This is a genomic window from Salmonella bongori NCTC 12419 (assembly GCF_000252995.1).
Taxonomy (GTDB): Bacteria; Pseudomonadota; Gammaproteobacteria; order Enterobacterales; family Enterobacteriaceae; genus Salmonella; species Salmonella bongori.
In genome coordinates, this window is record NC_015761.1 from 2,047,360 (window position 1) to 2,070,137 (window position 22,778).

The 22,778-nt window shown below is 50.5% G+C and carries 20 protein-coding genes, 1 pseudogene and 1 other annotated feature; of the genes and pseudogenes, 13 read left to right on the forward strand and 8 right to left on the reverse strand.

From position 1 onward, the window contains the following. Nucleotides 1-10: 10 nt before the first annotated feature. Nucleotides 11-2,287 carry a thiosulfate reductase PhsA gene (gene phsA, locus SBG_RS09735; RefSeq protein ID WP_000028210.1) on the reverse strand — a complete coding sequence of 759 codons (2,277 nt, stop codon included), beginning with the start codon at nucleotides 2,285-2,287 and terminating at the stop codon, nucleotides 11-13. Nucleotides 2,288-3,454: 1,167 nt separating this feature from the next. Here phsA and SBG_RS23400 point away from each other — a divergent pair. The 4 genes and pseudogenes from SBG_RS23400 to sbcB form a co-directional block, all read left to right on the forward strand. Beyond that, nucleotides 3,455-3,907 (forward strand): annotated as a pseudogene (locus tag SBG_RS23400) (E3 ubiquitin--protein ligase); the annotation flags it as partial. A gap of 162 nt (nucleotides 3,908-4,069) precedes the next feature. Further along, a complete protein-coding gene (locus tag SBG_RS09740; protein WP_086935873.1) occupies nucleotides 4,070-4,735 on the forward strand; it encodes an OspG family effector kinase in 666 nt (221 codons plus the stop codon). A 122-nt stretch (nucleotides 4,736-4,857) separates the two neighbouring features. Next, nucleotides 4,858-5,957, forward strand: a protein-coding gene (locus SBG_RS09750; protein ID WP_088736672.1) for an IS3 family transposase whose coding sequence is annotated in 2 segments (ribosomal slippage) — nucleotides 4,858-5,119 and nucleotides 5,119-5,957 — 1,101 coding nt in all. Because the reading frame shifts where the segments join, the coding sequence is not laid out codon by codon here. Between the two features lie 270 nt (nucleotides 5,958-6,227). Beyond that, a complete protein-coding gene (gene sbcB, locus SBG_RS09755; RefSeq protein ID WP_000216691.1) occupies nucleotides 6,228-7,658 on the forward strand; it encodes an exodeoxyribonuclease I in 1,431 nt (476 codons plus the stop codon). A 162-nt stretch (nucleotides 7,659-7,820) separates the two neighbouring features. Here the strand turns inward: sbcB and plaP are convergent, their stop codons facing one another. The 4 genes from plaP to SBG_RS09770 form a co-directional block, all read right to left on the reverse strand. Beyond that, nucleotides 7,821-9,179, reverse strand: coding sequence for a putrescine/proton symporter PlaP (gene plaP / locus SBG_RS09760; RefSeq protein WP_020844648.1), 1,359 nt, complete (start codon nucleotides 9,177-9,179; stop codon nucleotides 7,821-7,823). After that, nucleotides 9,169-9,231 carry a membrane protein YoeI gene (yoeI, locus tag SBG_RS22600; RefSeq protein ID WP_096335044.1) on the reverse strand — a complete coding sequence of 21 codons (63 nt, stop codon included), beginning with the start codon at nucleotides 9,229-9,231 and terminating at the stop codon, nucleotides 9,169-9,171. Before yoeI ends, plaP begins: the two co-directional genes overlap by 11 nt. A gap of 233 nt (nucleotides 9,232-9,464) precedes the next feature. After that, on the reverse strand, nucleotides 9,465-10,379 hold the full coding sequence (locus SBG_RS09765) for a LysR family transcriptional regulator (protein ID WP_000803322.1): 915 nt from the start codon (nucleotides 10,377-10,379) through the stop codon (nucleotides 9,465-9,467). Nucleotides 10,380-10,424: 45 nt separating this feature from the next. Then, the gene (locus SBG_RS09770) at nucleotides 10,425-11,249 is read right to left on the reverse strand and encodes an SDR family oxidoreductase (RefSeq protein WP_000754720.1); all 825 of its coding nucleotides are present in this window, start codon (nucleotides 11,247-11,249) and stop codon (nucleotides 10,425-10,427) included. 162 nt (nucleotides 11,250-11,411) lie between these two features. Between SBG_RS09770 and hisL the strand changes: the two genes are divergently transcribed. From hisL to hisIE, 9 genes are all read left to right on the forward strand, one after another. Next, nucleotides 11,412-11,462 carry a his operon leader peptide gene (hisL, locus tag SBG_RS21765; protein ID WP_001364200.1) on the forward strand — a complete coding sequence of 17 codons (51 nt, stop codon included), beginning with the start codon at nucleotides 11,412-11,414 and terminating at the stop codon, nucleotides 11,460-11,462. Further along, nucleotides 11,438-11,561: a sequence feature (His leader region), on the forward strand. Its footprint overlaps the gene before it by 25 nt. A gap of 46 nt (nucleotides 11,562-11,607) precedes the next feature. After that, nucleotides 11,608-12,507 (forward strand): ATP phosphoribosyltransferase, encoded by a 900-nt coding sequence (gene hisG / locus SBG_RS09775; protein ID WP_000886598.1) that lies wholly within the window; start codon nucleotides 11,608-11,610, stop codon nucleotides 12,505-12,507. Nucleotides 12,508-12,608: 101 nt separating this feature from the next. Next, nucleotides 12,609-13,913 carry a histidinol dehydrogenase gene (gene hisD, locus SBG_RS09780; protein ID WP_000009608.1) on the forward strand — a complete coding sequence of 435 codons (1,305 nt, stop codon included), beginning with the start codon at nucleotides 12,609-12,611 and terminating at the stop codon, nucleotides 13,911-13,913. Continuing rightward, nucleotides 13,910-14,989 (forward strand): histidinol-phosphate transaminase, encoded by a 1,080-nt coding sequence (gene hisC, locus SBG_RS09785; RefSeq protein WP_000102718.1) that lies wholly within the window; start codon nucleotides 13,910-13,912, stop codon nucleotides 14,987-14,989. Before hisD ends, hisC begins: the two co-directional genes overlap by 4 nt. Continuing rightward, nucleotides 14,986-16,053, forward strand: a complete 1,068-nt coding sequence (gene hisB / locus SBG_RS09790) for a bifunctional histidinol-phosphatase/imidazoleglycerol-phosphate dehydratase HisB (protein ID WP_000080052.1) — start codon at nucleotides 14,986-14,988, stop codon at nucleotides 16,051-16,053. The genes hisC and hisB overlap by 4 nt, the downstream gene beginning before the upstream one ends. Then, nucleotides 16,053-16,643: an imidazole glycerol phosphate synthase subunit HisH gene (hisH, locus tag SBG_RS09795; RefSeq protein ID WP_001103594.1), complete on the forward strand. Its 591-nt coding sequence runs from the start codon at nucleotides 16,053-16,055 to the stop codon at nucleotides 16,641-16,643. Before hisB ends, hisH begins: the two co-directional genes overlap by 1 nt. After that, a complete protein-coding gene (gene hisA, locus SBG_RS09800; protein WP_000586514.1) occupies nucleotides 16,643-17,380 on the forward strand; it encodes a 1-(5-phosphoribosyl)-5-[(5-phosphoribosylamino)methylideneamino]imidazole-4-carboxamide isomerase in 738 nt (245 codons plus the stop codon). The genes hisH and hisA overlap by 1 nt, the downstream gene beginning before the upstream one ends. Continuing rightward, a complete protein-coding gene (gene hisF / locus SBG_RS09805) occupies nucleotides 17,362-18,138 on the forward strand; it encodes an imidazole glycerol phosphate synthase subunit HisF (protein ID WP_000880120.1) in 777 nt (258 codons plus the stop codon). The genes hisA and hisF overlap by 19 nt, the downstream gene beginning before the upstream one ends. Beyond that, nucleotides 18,132-18,743: a bifunctional phosphoribosyl-AMP cyclohydrolase/phosphoribosyl-ATP diphosphatase HisIE gene (gene hisIE / locus SBG_RS09810; protein ID WP_000954854.1), complete on the forward strand. Its 612-nt coding sequence runs from the start codon at nucleotides 18,132-18,134 to the stop codon at nucleotides 18,741-18,743. The genes hisF and hisIE overlap by 7 nt, the downstream gene beginning before the upstream one ends. Nucleotides 18,744-18,839: 96 nt before the next feature. Here hisIE and wzzB read toward each other — a convergent pair whose 3' ends face one another. The 3 genes from wzzB to gndA all read right to left on the reverse strand — a co-directional run bounded on the left by wzzB (nucleotide 18,840) and on the right by gndA (nucleotide 22,776). Continuing rightward, nucleotides 18,840-19,823: an LPS O-antigen chain length determinant protein WzzB gene (gene wzzB / locus SBG_RS09815; RefSeq protein WP_000215248.1), complete on the reverse strand. Its 984-nt coding sequence runs from the start codon at nucleotides 19,821-19,823 to the stop codon at nucleotides 18,840-18,842. A gap of 141 nt (nucleotides 19,824-19,964) precedes the next feature. Further along, complete coding sequence (gene ugd / locus SBG_RS09820; RefSeq protein ID WP_000704832.1) at nucleotides 19,965-21,131, reverse strand: UDP-glucose 6-dehydrogenase; 1,167 nt, start codon at nucleotides 21,129-21,131, stop codon at nucleotides 19,965-19,967. Nucleotides 21,132-21,369: 238 nt separating this feature from the next. After that, nucleotides 21,370-22,776 carry an NADP-dependent phosphogluconate dehydrogenase gene (gene gndA / locus SBG_RS09825; protein WP_000043535.1) on the reverse strand — a complete coding sequence of 469 codons (1,407 nt, stop codon included), beginning with the start codon at nucleotides 22,774-22,776 and terminating at the stop codon, nucleotides 21,370-21,372. Nucleotides 22,777-22,778 lie beyond the last annotated feature (2 nt).

Here is a 22,778-nt window from a genome sequence, read left to right on the forward strand (position 1 = left end):
CCCTCCTCCCTCATGCCCGGCTCAGCGTCACGCCTGCGGTATGCACTACCGTACCGGATACCGGGCTCGTCACGTGCGGCAGTAAATTTCCGCAGTGGATACCGTGCGTCGTCGCCGCCGTTTTGGCCCCAGCTTTAGCGCCAAATCCCATATAGACAAAAAGCGTGTCCGGGCGGATACCGGGCGTCACCAGCGCCTTACCTTTCTCTTTACCCGTAGCATTTTCCAGCCAGATCTCATCGCCGGTCTTAATGCCTTTTTCTTGCGCCGTTTGCGGATGGACCCAGACCGCGTTATCCCACATTAGCTCGCTGAGTAAAGGTACGTACTGCGTCGCGCCATTGGTATGCACAGCCACCTTGCCCTGAATGAAGTAAAGCTCGTTCTCTTTTTTAAGCGCAAAGTGACGAACGCGCGGAACGCCGTAGCCTGGGAGCAATTCCTCCAGGGTTGCGGAATAGAGTTCGATTTTGCCAGAGGGTGACTTGAAGCGAAGCTGTTCGCCATAAGTGTTATCGCTGTCCGTCGCGGTGGCGCCGGGATAACGCGCCGTAAACTGGCGAACGGATTCCGGTTCGCGTAATAGCAGCGGGACACCCCATTCGAGATACCCTTTCTGTCGCAGTTCCTTCGCTAAGGCATGGTCGCCGTTCAACTGATAGAGTTGGCGCGTCTGCATATCCTGCCACGGATAGTACTGCCCTAATCCCAACTGCTCGCCAAGTTCTTTCCAGATTTGCCAACTCGGACGCGCCTCGCCAATCGGCTCTACGACCTGTTGGCGCAGAGCGTAAGCCGGGTGCAGTCCCGACATATCCGATACCTCTTCGTCCCGTTCGAGATAGGTGCATTCCGGCAACAGATAGTCGGCATACGCCGCGCTCTCGCTCAAATAGACATCGCAGCTGACCACCAGATCCAGTTGCTCAACGGTTTTTACCAGGTCCGAACGACAGGTGACGGTCTGGAAGGGATTATGCCGCGACATAATCCACGCCTTTATCGGGTAAGGATTCTGGGTTAACGCCGCGTCAATAATGCTTTGCACCACGCCGCCGCCAGCGGCGATATATTTAAACTGCGGTGCGACCAGATCGATTCGTTGCGCCGTTGGTTTCGGCATATTTTTAACGTTAAGTTTCGCCAGCGTTGGCGCGACCTTTTCTCCGGCCAGTTTGTTGTAAACCGACGCGCCTTTTTTCTGATATAGCCCGCCTTCGCGCTCAATATTACCGAGCAGCACATTAAGCGTAAAAATCATACGCCGCATATCGATCTCTTCCTGAGAGAACGTCGCGCGATGACCGGGGCTAACAATAGCATGGGGCGCGCAGGCGGCCAGTTCACGTGTCACCCGCGCAATGACGTCGGCTGGGACATCGGCCTGCGCGGCGGCCCATTCCGGCGTCGTCTCTTTTACCGCCTGTGCTAACTGTTCAAATCCACTGGTATAACGCTCAACAAAAGAGGCATCGTAGAGCTGTTCATCGATCATGACGTGGCACATCGCCAACAGAACCGCTAAATCACCGCCGGGACGAATAGCGTGCCACTCATCCGCCTTGCTGGAAAATATCGACAGACGCGGATCGAAGCTGACCATTTTGGCCCCCTTCTCCTGCGCAGTCATCAATTCATGGGTATCCGCCACTTCAATGCCTTCATACAAATTGTGGCCAAACGAAACCAGATAACGCGTGTTGGCGATATCCATCGCCAGATCGCCGCCCATCATTACTTTTGCCGCAATGGCCTTACCGGCAGGACATGTTGAAGCATGAGTAAAAGTATTAGGCGAACCAAAGGCCGTCGCCAGATGGAAAAGATGGCTGGAGAGCGAGCCCGATTTGGAAGAGAAAACTACAGCCTCCGGGCCATGCTGTGTTTTGATGGCGCTCATTTTCTCCGCAATTTCCTGGTAAGCCTGTTGCCAGCTAATCACTTGCCATTCACCGCCGCCGCGCGGCCCGGTGCGTTTCATAGGTTTTATAATTCGCTGCGGGTCATTGACCAGACTGACGCCACTCCCCCCTCTGGCACATACGCGTGTTCCTTGCTGCGGCGCAGCAGGATTACCCTGGATAAAAACGGTCTTGTTATTGACTACCTGTGCCTGAATAGGGCAACGAAAGGAACACATTTCGCACAAACTTGGCGTTAGCGTAGTTTTACCGTGAATGCCGCTAACCGGATTGCGTGCCAGCGCCCCGGGTGGAAAAGCGCCCAGAGCGCAGGCAGAGCAGCCTATGCCTATCCCCTGTAAAAAAGAACGACGACTAATGCTCATATAACCTCCTGTTATTAGATATAGCTGAAGATTATATTTAATTTGTATTATGAAATTCCGGCTTTACTCACAATTCGAAATAGTTGTTAAAATAACTGCAGCATAGTAATAGAAATTTTTGTTTTATAACTGTTTTGTATTTTCCGAACATACACACTGAATGTCACTAAATAATCACAACCGTTATCATAGAACTCACTGTTAATTATAAGGATGATATAACTCCAATAACGAGTCATAGCATTTTAAAAAAGACGATTAATTCCAGTAATTTTCCTGGTGTGCATTTTGCTGTCGGTGTTTTTCACAGGCGTCTACATGGTGTGCTGATTAGCATAGCGATTTTTGGTACTCTTACTACAGCGCTAAAATTGATACCGGATATCATCACCTCATCACTGACAACAAGCAGCAACCTACCTTTTTATTTCACGATTACGAAAACAAAATCGCAACCCACTGAATTAATTAAAATTTAATAAAATCAATGTATAAAAATGTATTTAATTATGTACTCCCCCCCCCTAAATTTGCCATGAGACTGATAGCCTACATTTCAATAACACTGTACAAACAACCAGAACAGGAGCGCCACATGAAAAACACTGAATCTAACGTAAGCAGCTTACCCGGGCTCACTAGTTTTGAAGTAAACTATTCACTTCTCACGAACGAGGTCTATCTGTCCACCTTATGGCCTGTATACCAAACTGACCGTTGCAAGCGTTTCCTGACCAGTTTATGTATATCTCAATGACACGAGCGGTTGCACTCATAGAAGAGCGTCAAAAAGCTATCGACTATATGAATGCAGGGATAGAACGCCCGGAGCAGAGTATTTTCAGTGATATACCCATGTTTCGTTCAGGTGCCAGCGGATTGGCCTGGCGCTGGTTGGGCATCGAAGCGGGTTCACTTTAGCGCACCCATGGGCTTCGGTACCCGACCCGCTCCCTTATACCTGTATTCTTCCGCAGATACGTCAGCCCCCACCACACGGTGGGTTATTTCAATAACATGATGACAGAATGGACACTTTCTGAAAGAAACATGCCAGATAACATGGTGAATTGTGATCACCATTGCAATACCGACCTGTGAAACTTACTTTTAAGACGTTAAAAAGCCATACCGTTTTTCCATAACAGATGTTGATAAGAGATTTTAATGAACATATCGTCAAGCGGAATTAATATTTCCACTATTCCTACCCAGGTTAAAAAATCAGTTGAAACTATCCGTGAACGTACGAAAAACTGGTTCTCCTCAGAAATAATCAGCGTTAAAAACACACCTATATTTTTAAATGAAAAATTTAAAATAGGAAAGGACTCACCGATTGAGTTCGCGTTACCACAAAAAATAAAAGAATTCTTTCATCCGAAAGATAAAAATACCTTAAACAAGACATTGATTACTGTTAAAAATATTACAGATACAAATAATACATGTAAAAAAAATATCTCAGAAGAAGTTGCCTCAAAAATGACTACAGCATTCATGCGTAAACATATTGCAAATCAATCATATGATTACAATTACAGAGTGACAAGTGCAGATCTGCTCTCCGGTGGAGTCTCTATATCAGCCAATAACAGGCTGACGGTTTCTGAAGGAAAGAGAGATCTGACTTCGCCTGATGCGAATACTCTTTCATCAATACAGAGTGCAGTCAGTCACTCAACTGAAGGTGCTCAAGTCGCTGTAGGTAACAGAACATATAGTGTTGTTGAATTAAATAATCATTTTCATGTGTCACAAGAATCAGGTGACAATTGTCTTATGAATTTTTTGTATAGACCCGGCTGGCCGAAGGGCGAAGTTACCAGAAAAATCGAACTCGTAATGAATACTCCTCGACTTGAAATCAACCCGGTAAAGAACAAAACCATCCTGGATAAAACACCTGGTCAGGATGAAATGCCACCTATACCGCAAGTAGATTATAATGCCACTTTACATAAAGGAGAAATCGTTGGGAAAGGAGGAGATGCTATTGTATATGCTGATAAAGACGATGAGACAAAAGTTTTAAAAATGTTCACTATACCTCAACTCCACGAAGAGGTAGTGCATGAAGTTGAATGCTTTAACACATACTATGGAAAAGGTAGCGCAGAAATCATATATAGCAATAATGATATATCAGGTATCAAAATGACAAGAATACAAGGGGAACCCGTAATTTATGCTGAAAACTTACCCCCTCACGCAGAACAAGCTATATATGATATGTTTGATCGACTGGAGCGAAATAACATTCTCTTCGTTGACACTACAGAAACAAACGTGCTTTATGACCGCGACACTAATAGATTTAACCCCATAGATATATCATCTTATAACCTAAAGCATACAGATAGTAAGGACAGGCAAGATAGCATTATAGAATCCTATATTTGTGGCAAAAGTTATCTTATTAACACAGTCTTAAATAAAATAGAATAGAGGAATCCCCCTGTTTTTTCACCTAACCTTATAAAGTATCTCTGATCTCCGCCCTGAAAACAGTGCCTGGCTAAGCGGAAGTATCCGGCCTTTCTTTCATCTCACAGAGAGGCCCATCCATCATGAAAAAGACCTGTTATACCAAAGAACAGATAGCGTTTGTGCTGAAAAAGGCCGAAACCGGCACTCGTGTCGGGGAAGTCTGCAGAAAGATGGGCATTTCTGAGGCCACGTTTTACAACTGGAAGAAGAAATTTGCCGGTCTGGGCGTGACGGAACTGCGTCGTTTGCGGCAGCTGGAGGATGAAAATCAGCGGCTGAAGAAACTGGTGGCTGATCTGAGTCTGGACAGGGAGATGCTGCAGGAGGTACTGAAGCAAAAGCTCTGAGGCCGGCTCAGAAGCGCCAGGCGGTGCATTTCCTGCGGGAGGCCTATCGTATCAGTGTCCGCCGGGGATGCGGGTTGCTGATGCAGCGCAGAACTGTCTACCACTGGCAGAGCCGGCGTGATGATCGTGCGATAACCCTGCGCATCAGGGAGATCGCGGAAACACGAATACGCTACGGTTGCCCGCGTATCCATATCCAGTTGCGGCGGGAAGGCTGGCGGGTTAATCACAAGAAAACACACCGGATTTATTGCCTGGAAGGGCTGAATCTGCACAGAAAGCGCCCCCGCAGGCATGTCAGTGCAGTACGCCGCCAACAGCGCCCGGACCTGACGCATATCGATCAGTGCTGGAGTATGGATTTCGTGTCGGATAGTCTGTTTAACGGACGGCGTTTGCGGGCGCTGGCTGTAATGGATAATTTTAGTCGGGAATGTCTGGCAATCCATGTCGGAAAATCACTGAAGGGTGAGGATGTGGTCCGCGTAATGGAAGCGCTGCGGGTGCTGGATAAGCGCCTGCCGGTACGTATTCAGACGGATAACGGCAGCGAATTTATCTCGAAAACCCTGGACAAATGGGCGTATGAGCATGGTGTGACGATGGACTTCTCGCGCCCCGGAAAGCCGACAGATAACCCGTTTACTGAATCATTTAACGGCAGTCTGCGGGATGAATGCCTGAATATTCACTGGTTCCTGTCACTGGAAGATGCGCAGGAAAAACTCGACAACTGGCGCAGGGAATACAATCATGAGAGAACGCATTCATCATTAAATGGCATGGCTCCGGCTGAATTTATCCGGAGTCTCCGGAAAGACGAAGATCTCTGATTTAGCACTGTACGGAATTTGGGCCAGAGTCAAAGCCAGAATCAGTAATTCAGATGGACCGGAATATGGTTTACCATAGATAGAACCTAGCTTTGTGTCGCTGATGGTCATTTTAGTATTTTGTACTCAATGATTTTAATGTTTATGTACTCACCATCGCATGTACGAGCCTTAACAACAATATCAAGTAGTGTACAAACACAATCAATCAACGACAGAACAATAAAATAAATTATTTCATATACATATATCATCAGGCGTGTACATCAAGTGACAGTTAAAAACGACAGCATACAGAACACCTACCTCTTCCACGATTACGAAACCTTCGGCACGCATCCGGCCCTTGACAGACCCGCGCAATTCGCCGCGATTCGTACGGATAGCGACTTTAATATTATTGGCGAACCAGAGGTGTTTTATTGCAAACCCGCCGATGATTATCTGCCGCAGCCCGGCGCGGTACTGATTACCGGTATAACGCCGCAAGAGGCGCGTGAGAAAGGAGAAAACGAAGCTGCTTTCGCCAGACGCATCCATGCCCTGTTTACCGTTCCCAAAACCTGTGTTGTGGGTTACAACAACGTTCGTTTTGATGATGAAGTCACGCGCAATATCTTTTATCGCAATTTTTACGATCCCTACGCCTGGAGCTGGCAGCATGATAATTCACGCTGGGATCTGCTGGATGTCATGCGCGCCTGCTATGCGCTGCGTCCGGAGGGAATAAACTGGCCGGAAAACGATGACGGCCTGCCCAGTTTTCGTCTGGAACATCTAACCCAGGCAAACGGTATCGAACACAGCAACGCTCACGATGCAATGGCCGACGTCTACGCCACTATCGCGATGGCGCAACTGGTGAAATCACGCCAGCCACGTCTGTTTGATTATCTTTACAGCCATCGCAGTAAACACAAACTGGCGGCGCTAATTGACGTTCCGCAGATGAAACCGCTGGTGCATATCTCCGGTATGTTCGGCGCATGGCGCGGTAATACAAGCTGGGTCGCGCCGCTGGCATGGCATCCCGACAACCGTAATGCAGTGATCATGGTCGATTTAGCAGGCGATATTTCTCCTCTTCTTGAACTGGACAGCAATGCCCTTCGCGAACGGCTTTATACGGCCAAAGCCGATCTTGGCGATAACGCCGCAGTGCCGGTAAAGCTGGTGCATATCAATAAATGTCCGGTACTGGCGCAGGCGAATACGCTGCGCCCGGAGGATGCAGACCGGCTGGGTATTAACCGCCAGCACTGCCTGGATAATTTGAAAGTACTGCGTGAAAATCCACAGGTACGCGATAAAGTGGTAGCGATTTTCGCCGAAGCCGAGCCTTTTACCGCGCCGGATAACGTTGATGCCCAGCTTTACGATGGCTTTTTCAGTGATGCCGATCGCGCGGCCATGAAAATCGTACTCGAAACCGAACCACGTAACCTGCCCGCGCTGGATATTACTTTTGTCGATAAACGTATTGAGAAACTGCTGTTTAATTACCGCGCACGCAATTTTCCCGGTACGCTGGATGACGCAGAGCAGCTGCGCTGGCTGGAGCATCGCCGCCAGGTGCTGACGCCGGAATTTTTACAACAATATGCCAACGAATTGCAGATGCTTTCTCAGCAGTATGCGGAAGATAAAACGAAGCTGGGGTTACTGAAAGCACTGTGGCAGTACGCGACTGAAATCGTGTAATTGCTCAATACCCTGAAGGCGCTGCGTTTATCAGGCCGGGATGACAGGCTTTGTTAATCCAGGCCGGATAACGCTTTCGCGGCTATCCGGCAACTATGCAGGATAACAACAAAAAACCGGAGGCATTGCCTCCGGTTTTGCTACGGTCAATGACACCTGCTATCAGGCAACGTCTTCGTACTGTGGAACCGGGTTGCGGAAGCTTTTGGTTACGCACGCCAGATAAATCAGGCCGATGCCCGCCCAGATCAGACCCAGTACCATTGAGCTCTCTTCCAGGTTAACCCACAATGCGCCAACGGTCAGTGCGCCGCACATCGGCAGGAACAAATACTGGAAGTGATCTTTCAGCGTTTTGTTACGCTTCTCGCGGATCCAGAACTGTGAAATCACAGACAGGTTAACGAAGGTAAACGCCACCAGCGCGCCAAAGTTGATCAGCGCCGTTGCCATCACCAGGTCGAAGTTGATTGCCAACAGAGCAATCGCGCCGACCAGGATGATATTCATCGACGGCGTACGCCATTTCGGATGCACGTACCCGAAGAAGCTTTTCGGGAATACGCCATCACGGCCCATCACGTACATCAGACGAGCCACACCAGCGTGAGCTGCCATACCGGAAGCCAGTACAGTAATGGTAGAGAAGATCAGCGCGCCCACCTGGAAGAACTTACCGGCCACGTACAGCATGATTTCAGGCTGCGACGCATCCGGATCTTTAAAGCGAGAGATATCCGGGAAGTATAGCTGCAGGAAATAGGTCGCAAAGATGAAGATCAGGCCGCCGATCAGCGCGGTCAGGAAAATCGCACGCGGGATCACGCGCTCAGCATCTTTAGTCTCTTCCGACAGGTTGCTGATGCCGTCAAAACCAGTAAAGGAGAAGCACAGGATCGTCGCCCCCGTAATCATCGGGATAACGTGCGCATCACCGGACCAGAACGGACGCGTACTTGCCAGCGTACCGGCACCTTCGCCTTCAAATACGCCATAAACCACCATGCCCAAAATGACCGCAATCAGCACCACCTGCAACACCACAATCACGGTGTTGAAGTTAGCGACCGACTTGAGGCTGCGCAGGTTAAAGGCCGTCATAAAGGCCACCAACGCCACCACAAAAACCCATGACGGAATGGAGGGCACCAACGCTTCAAAATAAATTTTCGCCAACAGAATGTTGATCATCGGCGCGAACAGGTAATCGAGCAGAGAAGACCAACCAACCATGAAGCCAACGGTCGGGCTAATGGATTTCTGGGCATAGGTGTACGCCGAACCGGCAGAAGGGTAACGACGCACCAGTTTCCCATAGCTCAACGCCGTAAACAGAATCGCGATTAACGCGAATGCATATGCCGTCGGTACGTGACCGTCAGTGAGGCCTGAAACGATACCAAATGTATCGAACAGCGTCATCGGCTGCATATAGGCAAGACCCATCATTACAACCGGAACTAACGTAAGCGTTTTACGTAATTCCACGCGAGAGGTGTTTGGAGTAACGTTATGCGACATGGTCATTCTCCTTTACGGCGAATGCCGTCGCGTAAGCAAAAAATTGCCCCATTTTCTGGATTCCTCAGCGACAACAACTGTCGATTTTTAAGTAAGTATCTATCCGGTACGAAGCCCGGCCTCTTGGTATTGAATGATGTGTTTGAAGCAAAAAAATAACCGACGCGTATTAAAACGTCGGTTAGTGTCATTTTTTGCAAGCGGCGTATTCTGCCCTAAATTGAAGTGAAATGACAAGAGAATGAGAGTGCGATCAAAAAATTATTTTTCATAACCGTTTGATTTTTAAACAGCCGATTTTGCATACACGCCAGCAATAGCATTATTTGCTAAAATTTCCTCCCGCCACCAGCCGCTGGCCAGTCCGGCGGTCTGTTCATTCCAGCCAATCCACACCGGTTCATATACGGTTTGCGCCGCGACTTTCTTCTCTATAAGCGCACCGCTTTCCAGAAATCGCTGCGCCAGATAACGCGGTAAATAACCGCATCCCAGGCCGCTAATTTGTAACTCCAGCTTGGTTTTAAAATCAAAAACCGTAATCGCTTCCTGAGCATCGAGTAGTTCAGACCCTATAAACCGGGACGGATGCGCATTATCACCCACTACGATCGCACGAAAGCGTTTGATCGTCTGGCGGCTGAGTGGCTCCTCTTCATGAACCAGCGGATGATGAGGAGCGACAGCAAATACCAGTTCAAGATCGCCCAGCCTTGCAAAACCAAAACCGGTATCCGACGGCGGCGCGCGCATGGCGCCCACGATAATGTCCGCCCTTCCCTGTGTCAGCGTCTCCCATGAACCGCCGAGAACGCCATTGACAAATTTAAGGCGCGTCACGCTGTGTTGTTGATAAAAAGCGTCGATAAGCGGAGCCAGCAGCGAAAAGGGAAAAGTATCGTCCACACCAATGATCAGTTCGTTCTCCCAACCTTCATGCAGTTTAATCGCCTGCTTTTCCAGTTCACGAACGGTATGCAGCACTTCACGGCCTTTTTCCAGTAACATTTTACCAGTTCGCGTAAATCGCGCGCGATGGCCGCTACGGTCGAGCAGTTGAATATTAAGATCGTTTTCCAGCTTATGAACGGTATAACTGAGGGCGGACGGCGTTTTATATAATTTTGCCGACGCCGCCGCGAAGCTGCCCTCTTTTTCTAACGCATCAAGAATAATCAGAACGTCCAGCAGTGGTTTCATACTCGTCCCCTTGCGCTATATGGCGGCCATCTGCTGGATAGCGATTCATTCCATCGGCATCACCAGCGGATCGGGATATTGGTATTCAAATCCAAGCTCATTACAAATCCGGCTGCCGTCGATAATTTTACCTTTGCCGTTGTCCGGCGCATCACGAAAATGCGGCGGCTCCATTCCCAGCAAACGCGTCATTTGTGGATAGAACACATTGCGTGCCGGATGCCGCGGCGCACATATATTATAGATGTGCCCCCCTTTAGGCGCCTGTAGCAACAGGGTAATAGCCGCTACCACATCTTCAAGATGCACGAGATTGACTCCGTGTTGACCATCCGGCGCGGTTTTGCCGGCAAAGAAACGCCCGGGATGGCGTCCAGGCCCGACCAACCCCGCCAGCCGCAGAATATCCACTGACGTGCCCGGCAGATTGTGCAACCAGTCCTCCAGCTCTTTCAGCGTACGACCGCTGGTAGTTACCGGATTGCGCGGCGTATTCTCTTTCACCACCCCTTGTGCATCGCCGTAAACAGATGTCGAGCTGGTAAAAATGATACGCGGGATGCGATATGCCAACGCACTGTCGACCAGTTCCTGCATCGCCTGAAGATAAAAATCTTCTCCCTGACCGCTACGACGTGCAGGCAGTGTTATTACCAGCGCATCGACATCCAGCAACGCGTCAAGATCGTCCGTTTCACAAACCAGTTCCGGCTCCAGGCGCAACGGATAACTTTCGATACCACTCATACGAGCCGCTTCCACCCCGTCAAGAGTAGTTTTGCTGCCGGTAACCTGCCAGCCTCTCGCGGCCAGCGACATTGCCAGCGGCATGCCTAACCAACCTAAACCGACAATTGCGACCTTTTTCATCCATTTTCTCCTGACTTTAACGCCTTATACATAAGGCTACGCCAGCCTGCCGTGACTGACAATTCATACTATAAATGTGAAATGAAAAAAGCGCTTGCTTTAAGACGTAAAAGTGGTTTAGGTTAAAAGGTATCAAATGAATAAGCATTCATCGGAATTTTTATGACACGCGTTCAATTTAAACACCACCATCATCACCATCACCCTGACTAGTCTTTCAGGCGATGTGTGCTGGAAGACATTCAGATCTTCCACTGGTGCATGAACGCATAAGAAAGCCCCCGGAAGATCATCTTCCGGGGGCTTTTTTTTGGTGCGCGATATCGATCGATTCAGACAGGATAAAGAGGAACACAGCATGTTAGACAACACCCGCTTACGCATAGCTATTCAGAAATCAGGCCGTTTAAGCGATGACTCACGCGAATTACTGGCCCGTTGCGGCATTAAAATTAATTTACACACTCAGCGCCTGATCGCGATGGCGGAGAACATGCCGATTGATATTTTACGTGTGCGTGATGACGATATCCCGGGTCTGGTGATGGATGGCGTGGTCGATTTGGGCATTATCGGCGAAAACGTACTGGAAGAAGAGCTGCTAAACCGCCGCGCACAGGGTGAAGATCCGCGCTACTTTACCCTGCGCCGTCTTGATTTCGGCGGTTGCCGCCTGTCGCTCGCGATGCCGGTTGACGAAACGTGGGACGGCCCGGCGGCGCTGGACGGTAAACGTATCGCCACATCTTATCCGCACCTCCTCAAACGTTATCTCGACCAGAAAGGCGTCTCTTTTAAATCGTGTCTGTTAAATGGCTCCGTTGAAGTCGCCCCACGCGCGGGACTGGCCGATGCTATCTGCGATTTAGTCTCTACTGGCGCCACGCTTGAAGCTAACGGCCTGCGTGAAGTGGAGGTGATTTACCGGTCTAAAGCCTGTCTGATCCAGCGCGACGGTGAAATAGCGGAGAGCAAACAACTGCTGATCGATAAATTGCTGACCCGTATTCAGGGCGTGATTCAGGCGCGCGAATCGAAATACATCATGATGCACGCGCCTGGCGAACGCCTGGAAGACGTGATCGCCCTGCTGCCTGGCGCTGAGCGGCCAACGATTCTGCCACTGGCGGGCGAGCAGCAGCGTGTGGCGATGCACATGGTCAGCAGCGAAACTCTGTTCTGGGAAACCATGGAGAAGCTAAAAGCGCTTGGCGCCAGCTCGATTCTGGTACTGCCGATCGAGAAGATGATGGAGTGATCTGACGCCTGATAGCGCTGCGCTTATCAGGCCTACGTAATGCGTTGAGTTTTGGGTTCTGTAAGCCGGATAAGGCGGAACCCTGTGATGGAGTAAAGACCATGAGCTTCAATACCCTGATTGACTGGAACAGCTGTAACGCAGACCAGCAGCGCGAGCTACTGATGCGCCCGGCTATCTCGGCATCCGACAGCATCACCCGCACGGTGTGCGAGATTCTGGATAACGTTAAAGCGCGCGGTGACGAAGCCCTGCGTGAATACAGCGCGAAATTTGATAAGACCACCGTTAAGGCATTAAAAGTCAGTGCCGAAGAGATTGCCGCCGCCAGCGCACGGCTGGGCGACGATCTCAAAAGCGCTATGGCAGTGGCGGTAAAAAACATCGAAACGTTCCACTCAGCGCAAATGCTGCCGTCAGTCGATGTGGAAACCCAGCCTGGCGTGCGTTGCCAGCAGGTTACGCGTCCTATCGCCTCTGTCGGGCTGTATATTCCCGGCGGTTCGGCCCCGCTCTTTTCAACCGTCCTTATGCTGGCAACGCCGGCGCGCATTGCCGGCTGTCAGAAAGTGGTTCTGTGCTCACCACCTCCTATCGCTGACGAAATCCTTTATGCGGCACAGCTGTGTGGCATAGAAGAAATCTTTAATGTCGGCGGCGCGCAGGCGATTGCCGCTCTGGCCTTCGGCAGCGAATCGGTTCCGAAAGTCGATAAAATTTTTGGCCCTGGCAACGCCTTTGTGACCGAAGCCAAACGTCAGGTCAGCCAGCGTCTCGACGGCGCAGCTATCGATATGCCTGCCGGGCCATCTGAAGTGCTGGTGATCGCCGACAGCGGCGCAACGCCGGATTTTGTCGCATCTGACCTGCTCTCCCAGGCAGAACACGGTCCGGATTCCCAGGTGATTTTGCTGACGCCGGATGTTGACATTGCCCGCAAGGTGGCGGAGGCGGTAGAACGTCAACTGGCAGAACTGCCGCGCGCGGACACCGCCCGGCAGGCCCTGAGCGCCAGTCGTCTGATTGTGACCAAAGATTTAGCGCAGTGCGTCGCCATCTCTAATCAGTATGGGCCGGAACACTTAATCATCCAGACGCGAAATGCGCGCGATTTGGTGGATGCGATTACCAGCGCAGGCTCGGTATTTCTCGGCGACTGGTCGCCGGAATCCGCCGGTGATTACGCTTCCGGAACCAACCATGTTTTACCGACCTATGGCTATACTGCTACCTGCTCCAGCCTGGGGTTAGCGGACTTCCAGAAACGGATGACCGTTCAGGAACTGTCGAAAGCGGGCTTTTCCGCTCTGGCATCAACCATTGAAACGTTGGCGGCGGCAGAACGTCTGACCGCCCATAAAAATGCCGTTACCCTGCGCGTAAAGGCCCTCAAGGAGCAAGCATGAGCACTGAAAATACTCTCAGCGTCGCTGACTTAGCCCGCGAAAATGTCCGTAACCTGGTACCGTATCAGTCCGCCCGCCGTCTGGGGGGTAACGGCGATGTCTGGCTGAATGCTAACGAATTTCCGACAGCAGTGGAATTTCAGCTCACCCAACAAACACTTAACCGCTACCCGGAATGCCAGCCAAAGGCCGTGATTGAAAACTACGCGCAATACGCCGGCGTAAAGCCGGAGCAGGTGCTGGTCAGCCGCGGCGCGGATGAAGGGATTGAACTGGTGATCCGCGCCTTCTGCGAACCAGGGAAAGACGCCATTCTCTACTGCCCGCCCACTTACGGGATGTACAGCGTCAGCGCCGAAACCCTTGGCGTAGAGCGCCGGACGGTTCCCGCGCTTGAAAACTGGCAGTTAGATCTACAGGGGATTTCCGATAACCTTAACGGCGTAAAAGTGGTGTTCGTTTGTAGTCCTAATAATCCCACCGGGCAACTTATCAACCCACAAGATCTACGCACGCTGTTGGAACTGACGCGCGGTAAAGCGATAGTCGTCGCTGACGAAGCCTATATTGAGTTTTGTCCGCAGGCCACGCTGGCAGGCTGGCTGGTTGAATATCCTCATCTGGTCATCCTGCGCACATTGTCGAAAGCTTTTGCGCTGGCGGGGCTTCGCTGCGGCTTTACGCTGGCCAATGAAGAGGTGATAAACCTGCTGCTAAAAGTGATCGCCCCTTACCCGCTCTCTACACCAGTAGCGGATATCGCCGCCCAGGCGTTGAGTCCGCAGGGCGTCAATGCCATGCGCGAGCGCGTGGCGCAGATAGTGCAGGAACGTCAGTATCTGCTGAATGCCTTGCAACAGACCACCTGTGTGGAACAGGTCTTTGACTCTGAAACCAACTATATTCTGGCGCGATTTACCGCCTCCAGTAGTGTGTTTAAATCTTTATGGGATCAAGGCATTATCTTACGCGATCAGAATAAACAACCTTCTTTAAGCGGCTGCCTGCGGATTACGGTCGGCACCCGCCAGGAAAACCAGCGCGTCATTGACGCCTTACGTGCGGAGCCAGTATGAGCCAGAAGTATCTTTTCATCGACCGGGACGGAACCTTGATTTCCGAACCACCGAGCGATTTTCAGGTAGACCGCTTTGATAAACTGGCCTTCGAGCCAGAGGTTATTCCCGTATTGCTGAAGCTGCAAAAGGCCGGTTTTAAGCTGGTGATGATTACGAACCAGGACGGGCTTGGTACGCAAAGCTTCCCGCAGGCGGACTTTGACGGACCGCACAACCTGATGATGCAGGTTTTCACCTCCCAGGGCGTACACTTTGATGAGGTGCTTATCTGCCCTCATCTGCCTGCAGACGAGTGCGACTGCCGTAAGCCAAAAATAAAACTGGTGGAACGTTATCTTGCGGAACAGGCTATGGACAGCGCCAACAGCTATGTCATTGGCGACCGCGCGACGGATGTCCAGCTTGCGGATAATATGGGCATTACCGGTTTACGTTATCACCGTGAAACGCTGAACTGGTCGATGATTGGCGAGCAACTGACGAAACGCGATCGTTATGCGCACGTGATACGCAACACCAAAGAGACGCAGATTGATGTCCGCGTCTGGCTGGATCGTGAAGGCAACAGTAAGATTAATACCGGCGTCGGCTTCTTTGACCATATGCTCGATCAAATCGCCACCCATGGCGGCTTTCGCATGGACGTGACCGTTAAAGGCGATCTTTATATCGACGATCATCACACAGTAGAAGACACCGGACTGGCGCTCGGCGAGGCGTTAAAGCTGGCGCTGGGCGACAAACGCGGAATCTGCCGTTTCGGTTTTGTCCTGCCGATGGACGAATGCCTGGCGCGCTGTGCGCTGGATATCTCCGGTCGCCCACACCTGGAATATAAAGCTGAATTTACCTACCAGCGCGTGGGGGATTTAAGCACAGAGATGATCGAACACTTTTTCCGCTCACTGTCTTATACAATGGGCGTCACCCTGCATCTCAAGACGAAAGGTAAAAACGATCACCACCGCGTTGAAAGCTTATTTAAAGCCTTTGGCCGTACACTACGTCAGGCTATTCGCGTGGAGGGCGATACATTACCGTCCTCAAAAGGAGTGCTGTGATGAACGTTGTGATCCTCGACACCGGCTGCGCTAATTTAAGCTCGGTAAAATCCGCCGTGGCGCGCCACGGTTACACCCCGGTGGTCAGCCGTGAACCGGAAGTCGTGCTACACGCTGACAAACTTTTTCTGCCCGGCGTCGGCACAGCGCAGGCCGCGATGGATCAGCTACGCGAACGCGAGCTGATCGACTTAATTAAAGCCTGTACCCAGCCGGTACTGGGCATCTGCTTAGGGATGCAACTGCTGGGTCGTCGCAGCGAAGAGACGCGCGGCGTGGATCTGCTGAACATTATTGAACAGGATGTGCCGAAAATGACCGACTTTGGTCTGCCGCTGCCGCACATGGGCTGGAATCGCGTGTATCCGCAGGCGGGCAACCGGCTGTTTCAGGGCATTGAGGACGGCGCCTATTTTTACTTTGTTCACAGCTACGCGATGCCGGTCAATCCGTGGACTATCGCCCAGTGCAATTACGGCGAACCGTTCACCGCTGCGGTACAGAAAGATAATTTCTTCGGCGTGCAGTTCCATCCGGAACGTTCGGGCGCTGCGGGCGCACTGTTGCTGAAAAACTTCCTGGAGATGTAATGATTATTCCGGCATTAGATTTAATTAACGGCGCCGTGGTGCGTCTCCATCAGGGTGACTACGCCCAACAACGGGATTATGGTAACGATCCCCTTCCCCGCTTGCAGGATTACGCCGCTCAGGGCGCCGAAGTACTGCATCTGGTAGATCTGACCGGCGCGAAAGATCCGGCTAAGCGACAGATATCGCTAATTAAAACCCTGGTCGCAGGCGTGAACGTGCCTGTGCAGGTCGGCGGCGGCGTGCGTACCGAAGAAGACGTTGCGGCATTACTGGAAGCTGGTGTTGCCCGTGTCGTCGTGGGTTCAACGGCAGTGAAATCCCCTGAGGTGGTTCAAGGCTGGTTTAAACGTTTCGGCCCGCAGGCGCTGGTACTGGCGCTGGACGTTCGCATAGACGAACACGGCAACAAGCAGGTGGCGGTTAGCGGCTGGCAGGAAAATTCCGGCGTCTCGCTGGAACAACTGGTTGAAACTTATCTGGCCGTCGGCCTGAAACATGTACTGTGTACCGATATTTCTCGCGACGGCACGCTGGCAGGCTCTAACGTTTCGCTGTACGAAGAGGTATGTGCCAGATATCCGCAGGTCGCCTTCCAGTCCTCCGGCGGTATTGGCGATATCGGGGATATTGCCGCTCTGCGCAGCACCGGCGTGCGCGGCGTGATTGTAGGGCGGGCGCTGCTGGAAGGGAAATTTACCGTGAAGGAGGCTATCCAATGCTGGCAAAACGCATAATTCCATGTCTGGACGTTCGTGATGGCCACGTGGTGAAAGGCGTACAGTTTCGCAATCATGAGATCATTGGCGATATCGTTCCGCTGGCTAAACGCTATGCCGACGAAGGCGCCGACGAACTGGTGTTTTATGACATTACCGCCTCCAGCGATGGCCGCGTAGTAGATAAAAGCTGGGTGGCGCGCGTTGCCGAGGTGATCGACATTCCGTTTTGCGTAGCGGGCGGTATCCGCTCAATTGACGACGCCGCCAAAATTCTTTCTTTCGGGGCGGATAAGATCTCTATCAACTCCCCGGCGCTGGCTGACCCAACGCTGATTACCCGTCTGGCTGACCGTTTTGGCGTACAGTGCATTGTTGTCGGGATTGATACCTGGTTTGACGACGCCACGGGGAAATACCATGTTAACCAGTACACTGGCGATGAAAACCGTACCCGCGTGACGCAGTGGGAGACGCTGGACTGGGTGCAAGAGGTACAGCAGCGCGGCGCGGGGGAAATCGTCCTGAATATGATGAACCAGGACGGCGTACGTAACGGTTACGATCTCACGCAGCTAAAAAAAGTGCGTGACGTTTGCCGCGTACCGCTGATCGCTTCCGGCGGCGCAGGCACGATGGAACACTTTCTTGAAGCGTTCCGCGATGCGGATGTCGACGGCGCACTTGCCGCCTCCGTTTTTCACAAACAGATCATCAATATTGGCGAATTAAAAGCGTACCTGGCAGGCCAGGGCGTGGAGATCAGGATATGTTAACAGAGCAACAACGCCGCGAACTGGACTGGGAAAAAACCGACGGCCTGATGCCTGCCATCGTACAACATGCCGTATCCGGTGAAGTATTAATGCTGGGCTATATGAATTCACAAGCGCTGGACAAGACCATTACGTCCGGCAATGTCACTTTTTTCTCACGCACGAAACAGCGTCTGTGGACCAAAGGTGAAACCTCGGGCCATGTGCTGAATGTGGTCAGTATCACACCAGATTGTGACAACGACACACTGCTGGTGCTGGCAACCCCCGTCGGACCAACGTGCCATAAAGGCACCAGTAGCTGCTTTGGCGACGCCAGCCATCAATGGTTATTCCTGTATCAACTGGAGCAGCTACTGGCAGAGCGCAAAACTGCCGATCCGGCCAGCTCTTACACGGCGAAACTGTATGCCAGCGGCACCAAACGTATTGCACAAAAGGTGGGTGAAGAAGGCGTCGAAACCGCGCTGGCGGCCACCGTCAACGATCGTTTTGAATTAACCAATGAAGCGTCTGACTTGATGTACCACCTGCTGGTACTGTTGCAGGATCAGGATCTCAACCTCACCACCGTGATCGACAATCTTCGTAAGCGTCATCAATAATAAGCGTAAAAAACCGGGCAACGCCCGGTTTTTTAGTGAGCAGTTTTACCTTTTATAGCCGGATAAAGCACTTGTTCCACTATCCGGCAAAGATGCTTACAAGGCTTTTGGCTTATAGCTACGTAACGCATTACGACCCAGCACAACCCCGGCACCAATCATCCCGCCCAGCAGTACAGCCAGCACAAGAGTAATGGCTTTTTTCGGGCTATCGCGACGAACTGGCAGCGTCGGCTTCATCACATAACGATAAACATGCACCGTATCAGCAGTCACTTTCAGGTTTTTAATATCCAGCAGCGTCTGCTTAGTCTGGTAATAAGCCGGTGAAAAGACCAGAGGACGCGTGGCTTCGTTCTGAATCATCGATTTTAGCGCATCGCTCCCCAGCAGGAACAGGGTGTCCTGGGTGACATCCTGGGTTTGCTGAATCTGTGGCTGCGTGATTTTTGCTTCATCAGCATAGCGTAACGCTTCTTCGATTTGCTTAATACGCAGATCTTTTTGCTCCTGCGCTACGATTTCCTGCGTTTCAAGGGATTCCTGTAACGTTTTGGTTTGCAGCGTGATGTTATCTTTCAGGTCAACTTCCAGTTCCTTCGCAACCTCTTCATCCACCTGTTGGATATATTCCGCCAGTCGGCGCTGCGCCCCTTCAGCGGTAGTACTCACGTAAGAAACCGAGAGTGGCAGCGTCTGCCCTTTTACCGACTGCTCAATGGTAAGCTTTTCCGGTTCTTTCTGGTTATCCAGCGCCTCCGATAATGCGGAAAACGCAGAGCTAAAGCGGCTTATAAAATTCGCCTGCACTTCAGAGATTTTGGGGGCATTCCCGCCATACAAGACGTTGAGCGCGTTGGTATAGGTGGCAACCTGAGCGGCATCAGGTTGGGTAACAATCGCCGTGGATGTCCATTTTTCTTTGGCTATCGCCAGATAACCTACAGCCAGCAAAATGGCGATAATAACAGCTACAATAATGGTCATCTTCCCACGCCATAACTGTAGTAATAAATCAATCAAATCAATCTGTTCCGGATCGTTCCCACGCCCGGAAGACGTATTACTATCCACTGTCATAGATACCCTAACTAAAAAAAGACAAAGCTGGAAACAGTGTAGTCATAAAGCAAATATATGCTATAGGATAAAACATAAAAATTAGAGATTATTTTCGTTTGGTCAATAAATCATCGGGGCTCATCAAGCCCCGGAGGTTTATTAGTCACTCCCGAAAAGATCGCGGGTATACACTTTTTCAGCGACATCGGAAAGCTCTGCGGCCATCCGATTAGAAATAATGACATCCGCCTGCTGTTTAAAGCAGCGCAAATCACGTTCAAGGCGTGAGTTAAAGAAAGTATCTTCTTCCATTACTGGTTCATAGATGATGACTTCTACACCTTTCGCTTTAATGCGCTTCATGATCCCCTGAATCGATGAGGCGCGAAAGTTATCGGAGCCACTCTTCATAATCAGGCGATAAATGCCTACCACTTTAGGCTTTCTGGCAAGGATAGCATCGGCAATAAAATCTTTACGGGTACGGTTTGCTTCAACAATGGCCGAAATAATATTATTAGGAACCGAATGATAATTAGCTAACAGCTGTTTAGTATCTTTTGGCAGGCAATACCCGCCATAACCAAAAGAGGGATTATTGTAGTGGTTACCAATACGTGGGTCGAGACACACCCCTTCAATAATTTGTCGGGTATTTAACCCCAATGTTTCAGCATAACTGTCTAACTCATTAAAATAAGCGACTCGCATGGCGAGGTAAGTATTAGCGAAAAGTTTAATGGCTTCCGCTTCAGTGGAATCCGTAAAAAGCGTCGGGATATCCTGCTTAATCGCGCCTTCCTGGAGTAACGCGGCAAATTTTTTAGCGCGTTCAGACCGTTCACCAATAACGATACGGGAAGGATAAAGGTTATCGTAAAGCGCTTTACCTTCGCGTAAAAATTCCGGAGAGAAAATGATATTTTCTGTCGTAAACTTTTGACGCATTGCCGCCGTGAAGCCAACCGGCACCGTAGACTTGATAACCATCACGGCAGCGGGGTTAATGCTGATCACATCCTGAATGACCGATTCCACACTGGAGGTATTAAAATAATTAGTTTTTGGATCGTAATCCGTCGGTGTAGCAATGATGACGTAATCTGCATTCTGGTACGCATCAAACTTATCCAGCGTTGCTCTGAACCTGATATTATCTGCCCTTAAAAATTGCTGGACTTCTTTATCAACTATCGGAGATATCCGATCATTTAACAGTTCAACACGGGAAGGAACAATGTCTAATGCCACCACATCATGGTGTTGTGCAATAAGCAGACCATTAGACAAGCCAACATAACCCGTCCCGGATATCGTGATTTTCATTATTTGCTCTCAGAATTAACTTAATGATGAATCATGATGTATTTCGCATCCTGATAAAGTATTAAAGTTTTAACGCCTGAATGAATAAACTGTCAACGCAGGCGAAAACAATTCAGATTATCTTCATTACGATAAACACAATTTATTAAGTTAATATTAAGCAAACGCGATAAATCAATAAGAATAGAGATAAAAAAAAGCCCGGTATTAAAACCGGGCTTAAACAATCTTGCAGAAATTACTCTAACCACTCGGTATGGAAAATACCTTCTTTATCAGTACGCTTATAGGTATGCGCCCCAAAATAGTCGCGCTGAGCCTGAATCAGGTTAGCCGGCAGTATCGCAGCGCGATAGCTGTCGTAGTAAGCCACCGCCGCAGAGAATGTCGGAACCGGAATGCCGTTTTGCACCGCGTAAGCCACGACATCGCGCAGCGCCTGCTGATACTCATCAGCAATTTTCTTGAAGTAAGGCGCTAACAGCAGGTTAGCGATACCGGCGTTTTCTGCATAAGCATCGGTGATTTTCTGCAGGAACTGAGCGCGAATGATACAACCCGCACGGAAGATTTTGGCGATCTCGCCGTAGTTGAGATCCCAGTGATATTCATCAGATGCAGCGCGTAACTGCGAGAAGCCCTGCGCATAGGAGACGATCTTACCGAGATACAGCGCGCGACGCACTTTCTCGATAAATTCCGCTTTGTCGCCCGCAGGCTGCGCCTTCGGTCCGGAGAGCACTTTAGATGCGGCGACACGTTGCGCTTTCAGCGAAGAGATGTAACGTGCAAAGACGGATTCGGTAATCAGCGACAGCGGTTCGCCAAGATCCAGCGCGCTCTGGCTGGTCCATTTACCGGTCCCTTTGTTGGCGGCTTCATCCAGAATCACATCTACCAGATAGTTACCCTCTTCATCTTTTTTAGTGAAGATATCTTTGGTGATGTCGATCAGATAACTACTCAGCTCGCCGTTATTCCACTCAGTAAAGGTGTTCGCCAACTCTTCATTGCTGAGGTTCAGGCCCCCTTTCAGCAATGAATAGGCTTCAGCAATGAGCTGCATATCGCCATATTCAATACCATTGTGAACCATTTTCACGTAGTGGCCAGCGCCATCGGCACCAATATAGGTTACACACGGCTCGCCATCTTCCGCCACGGCGGCAATCTTCGTCAGGATCGGCGCGACCAGTTCATAGGCATCTTTCTGACCACCAGGCATAATGGATGGCCCTTTCAGTGCACCTTCTTCGCCACCGGAAACACCGGTACCGATAAAGTTAAAACCTTCCGCAGACAGCTCACGATTACGACGGATTGTGTCCTGGAAGAAGGTGTTACCGCCATCAATAATGATATCGCCTTTTTCCAGATACGGTTTCAGCGAGTCGATAGCGGCGTCAGTACCTGCGCCCGCTTTCACCATTAACAGGATACGACGAGGCGTTTCGAGGGATTCAACAAACTCTTTCACCGTGTAATAAGGCACCAGCTTTTTGCCGGGATTCTCGGCAATCACTTCTTCGGTCTTTTCACGGGAGCGGTTGAAAACGGAGACGGTATAACCACGGCTTTCGATGTTGAGCGCAAGGTTGCGTCCCATCACTGCCATACCGACGACGCCGATCTGTTGCTTGGACATTG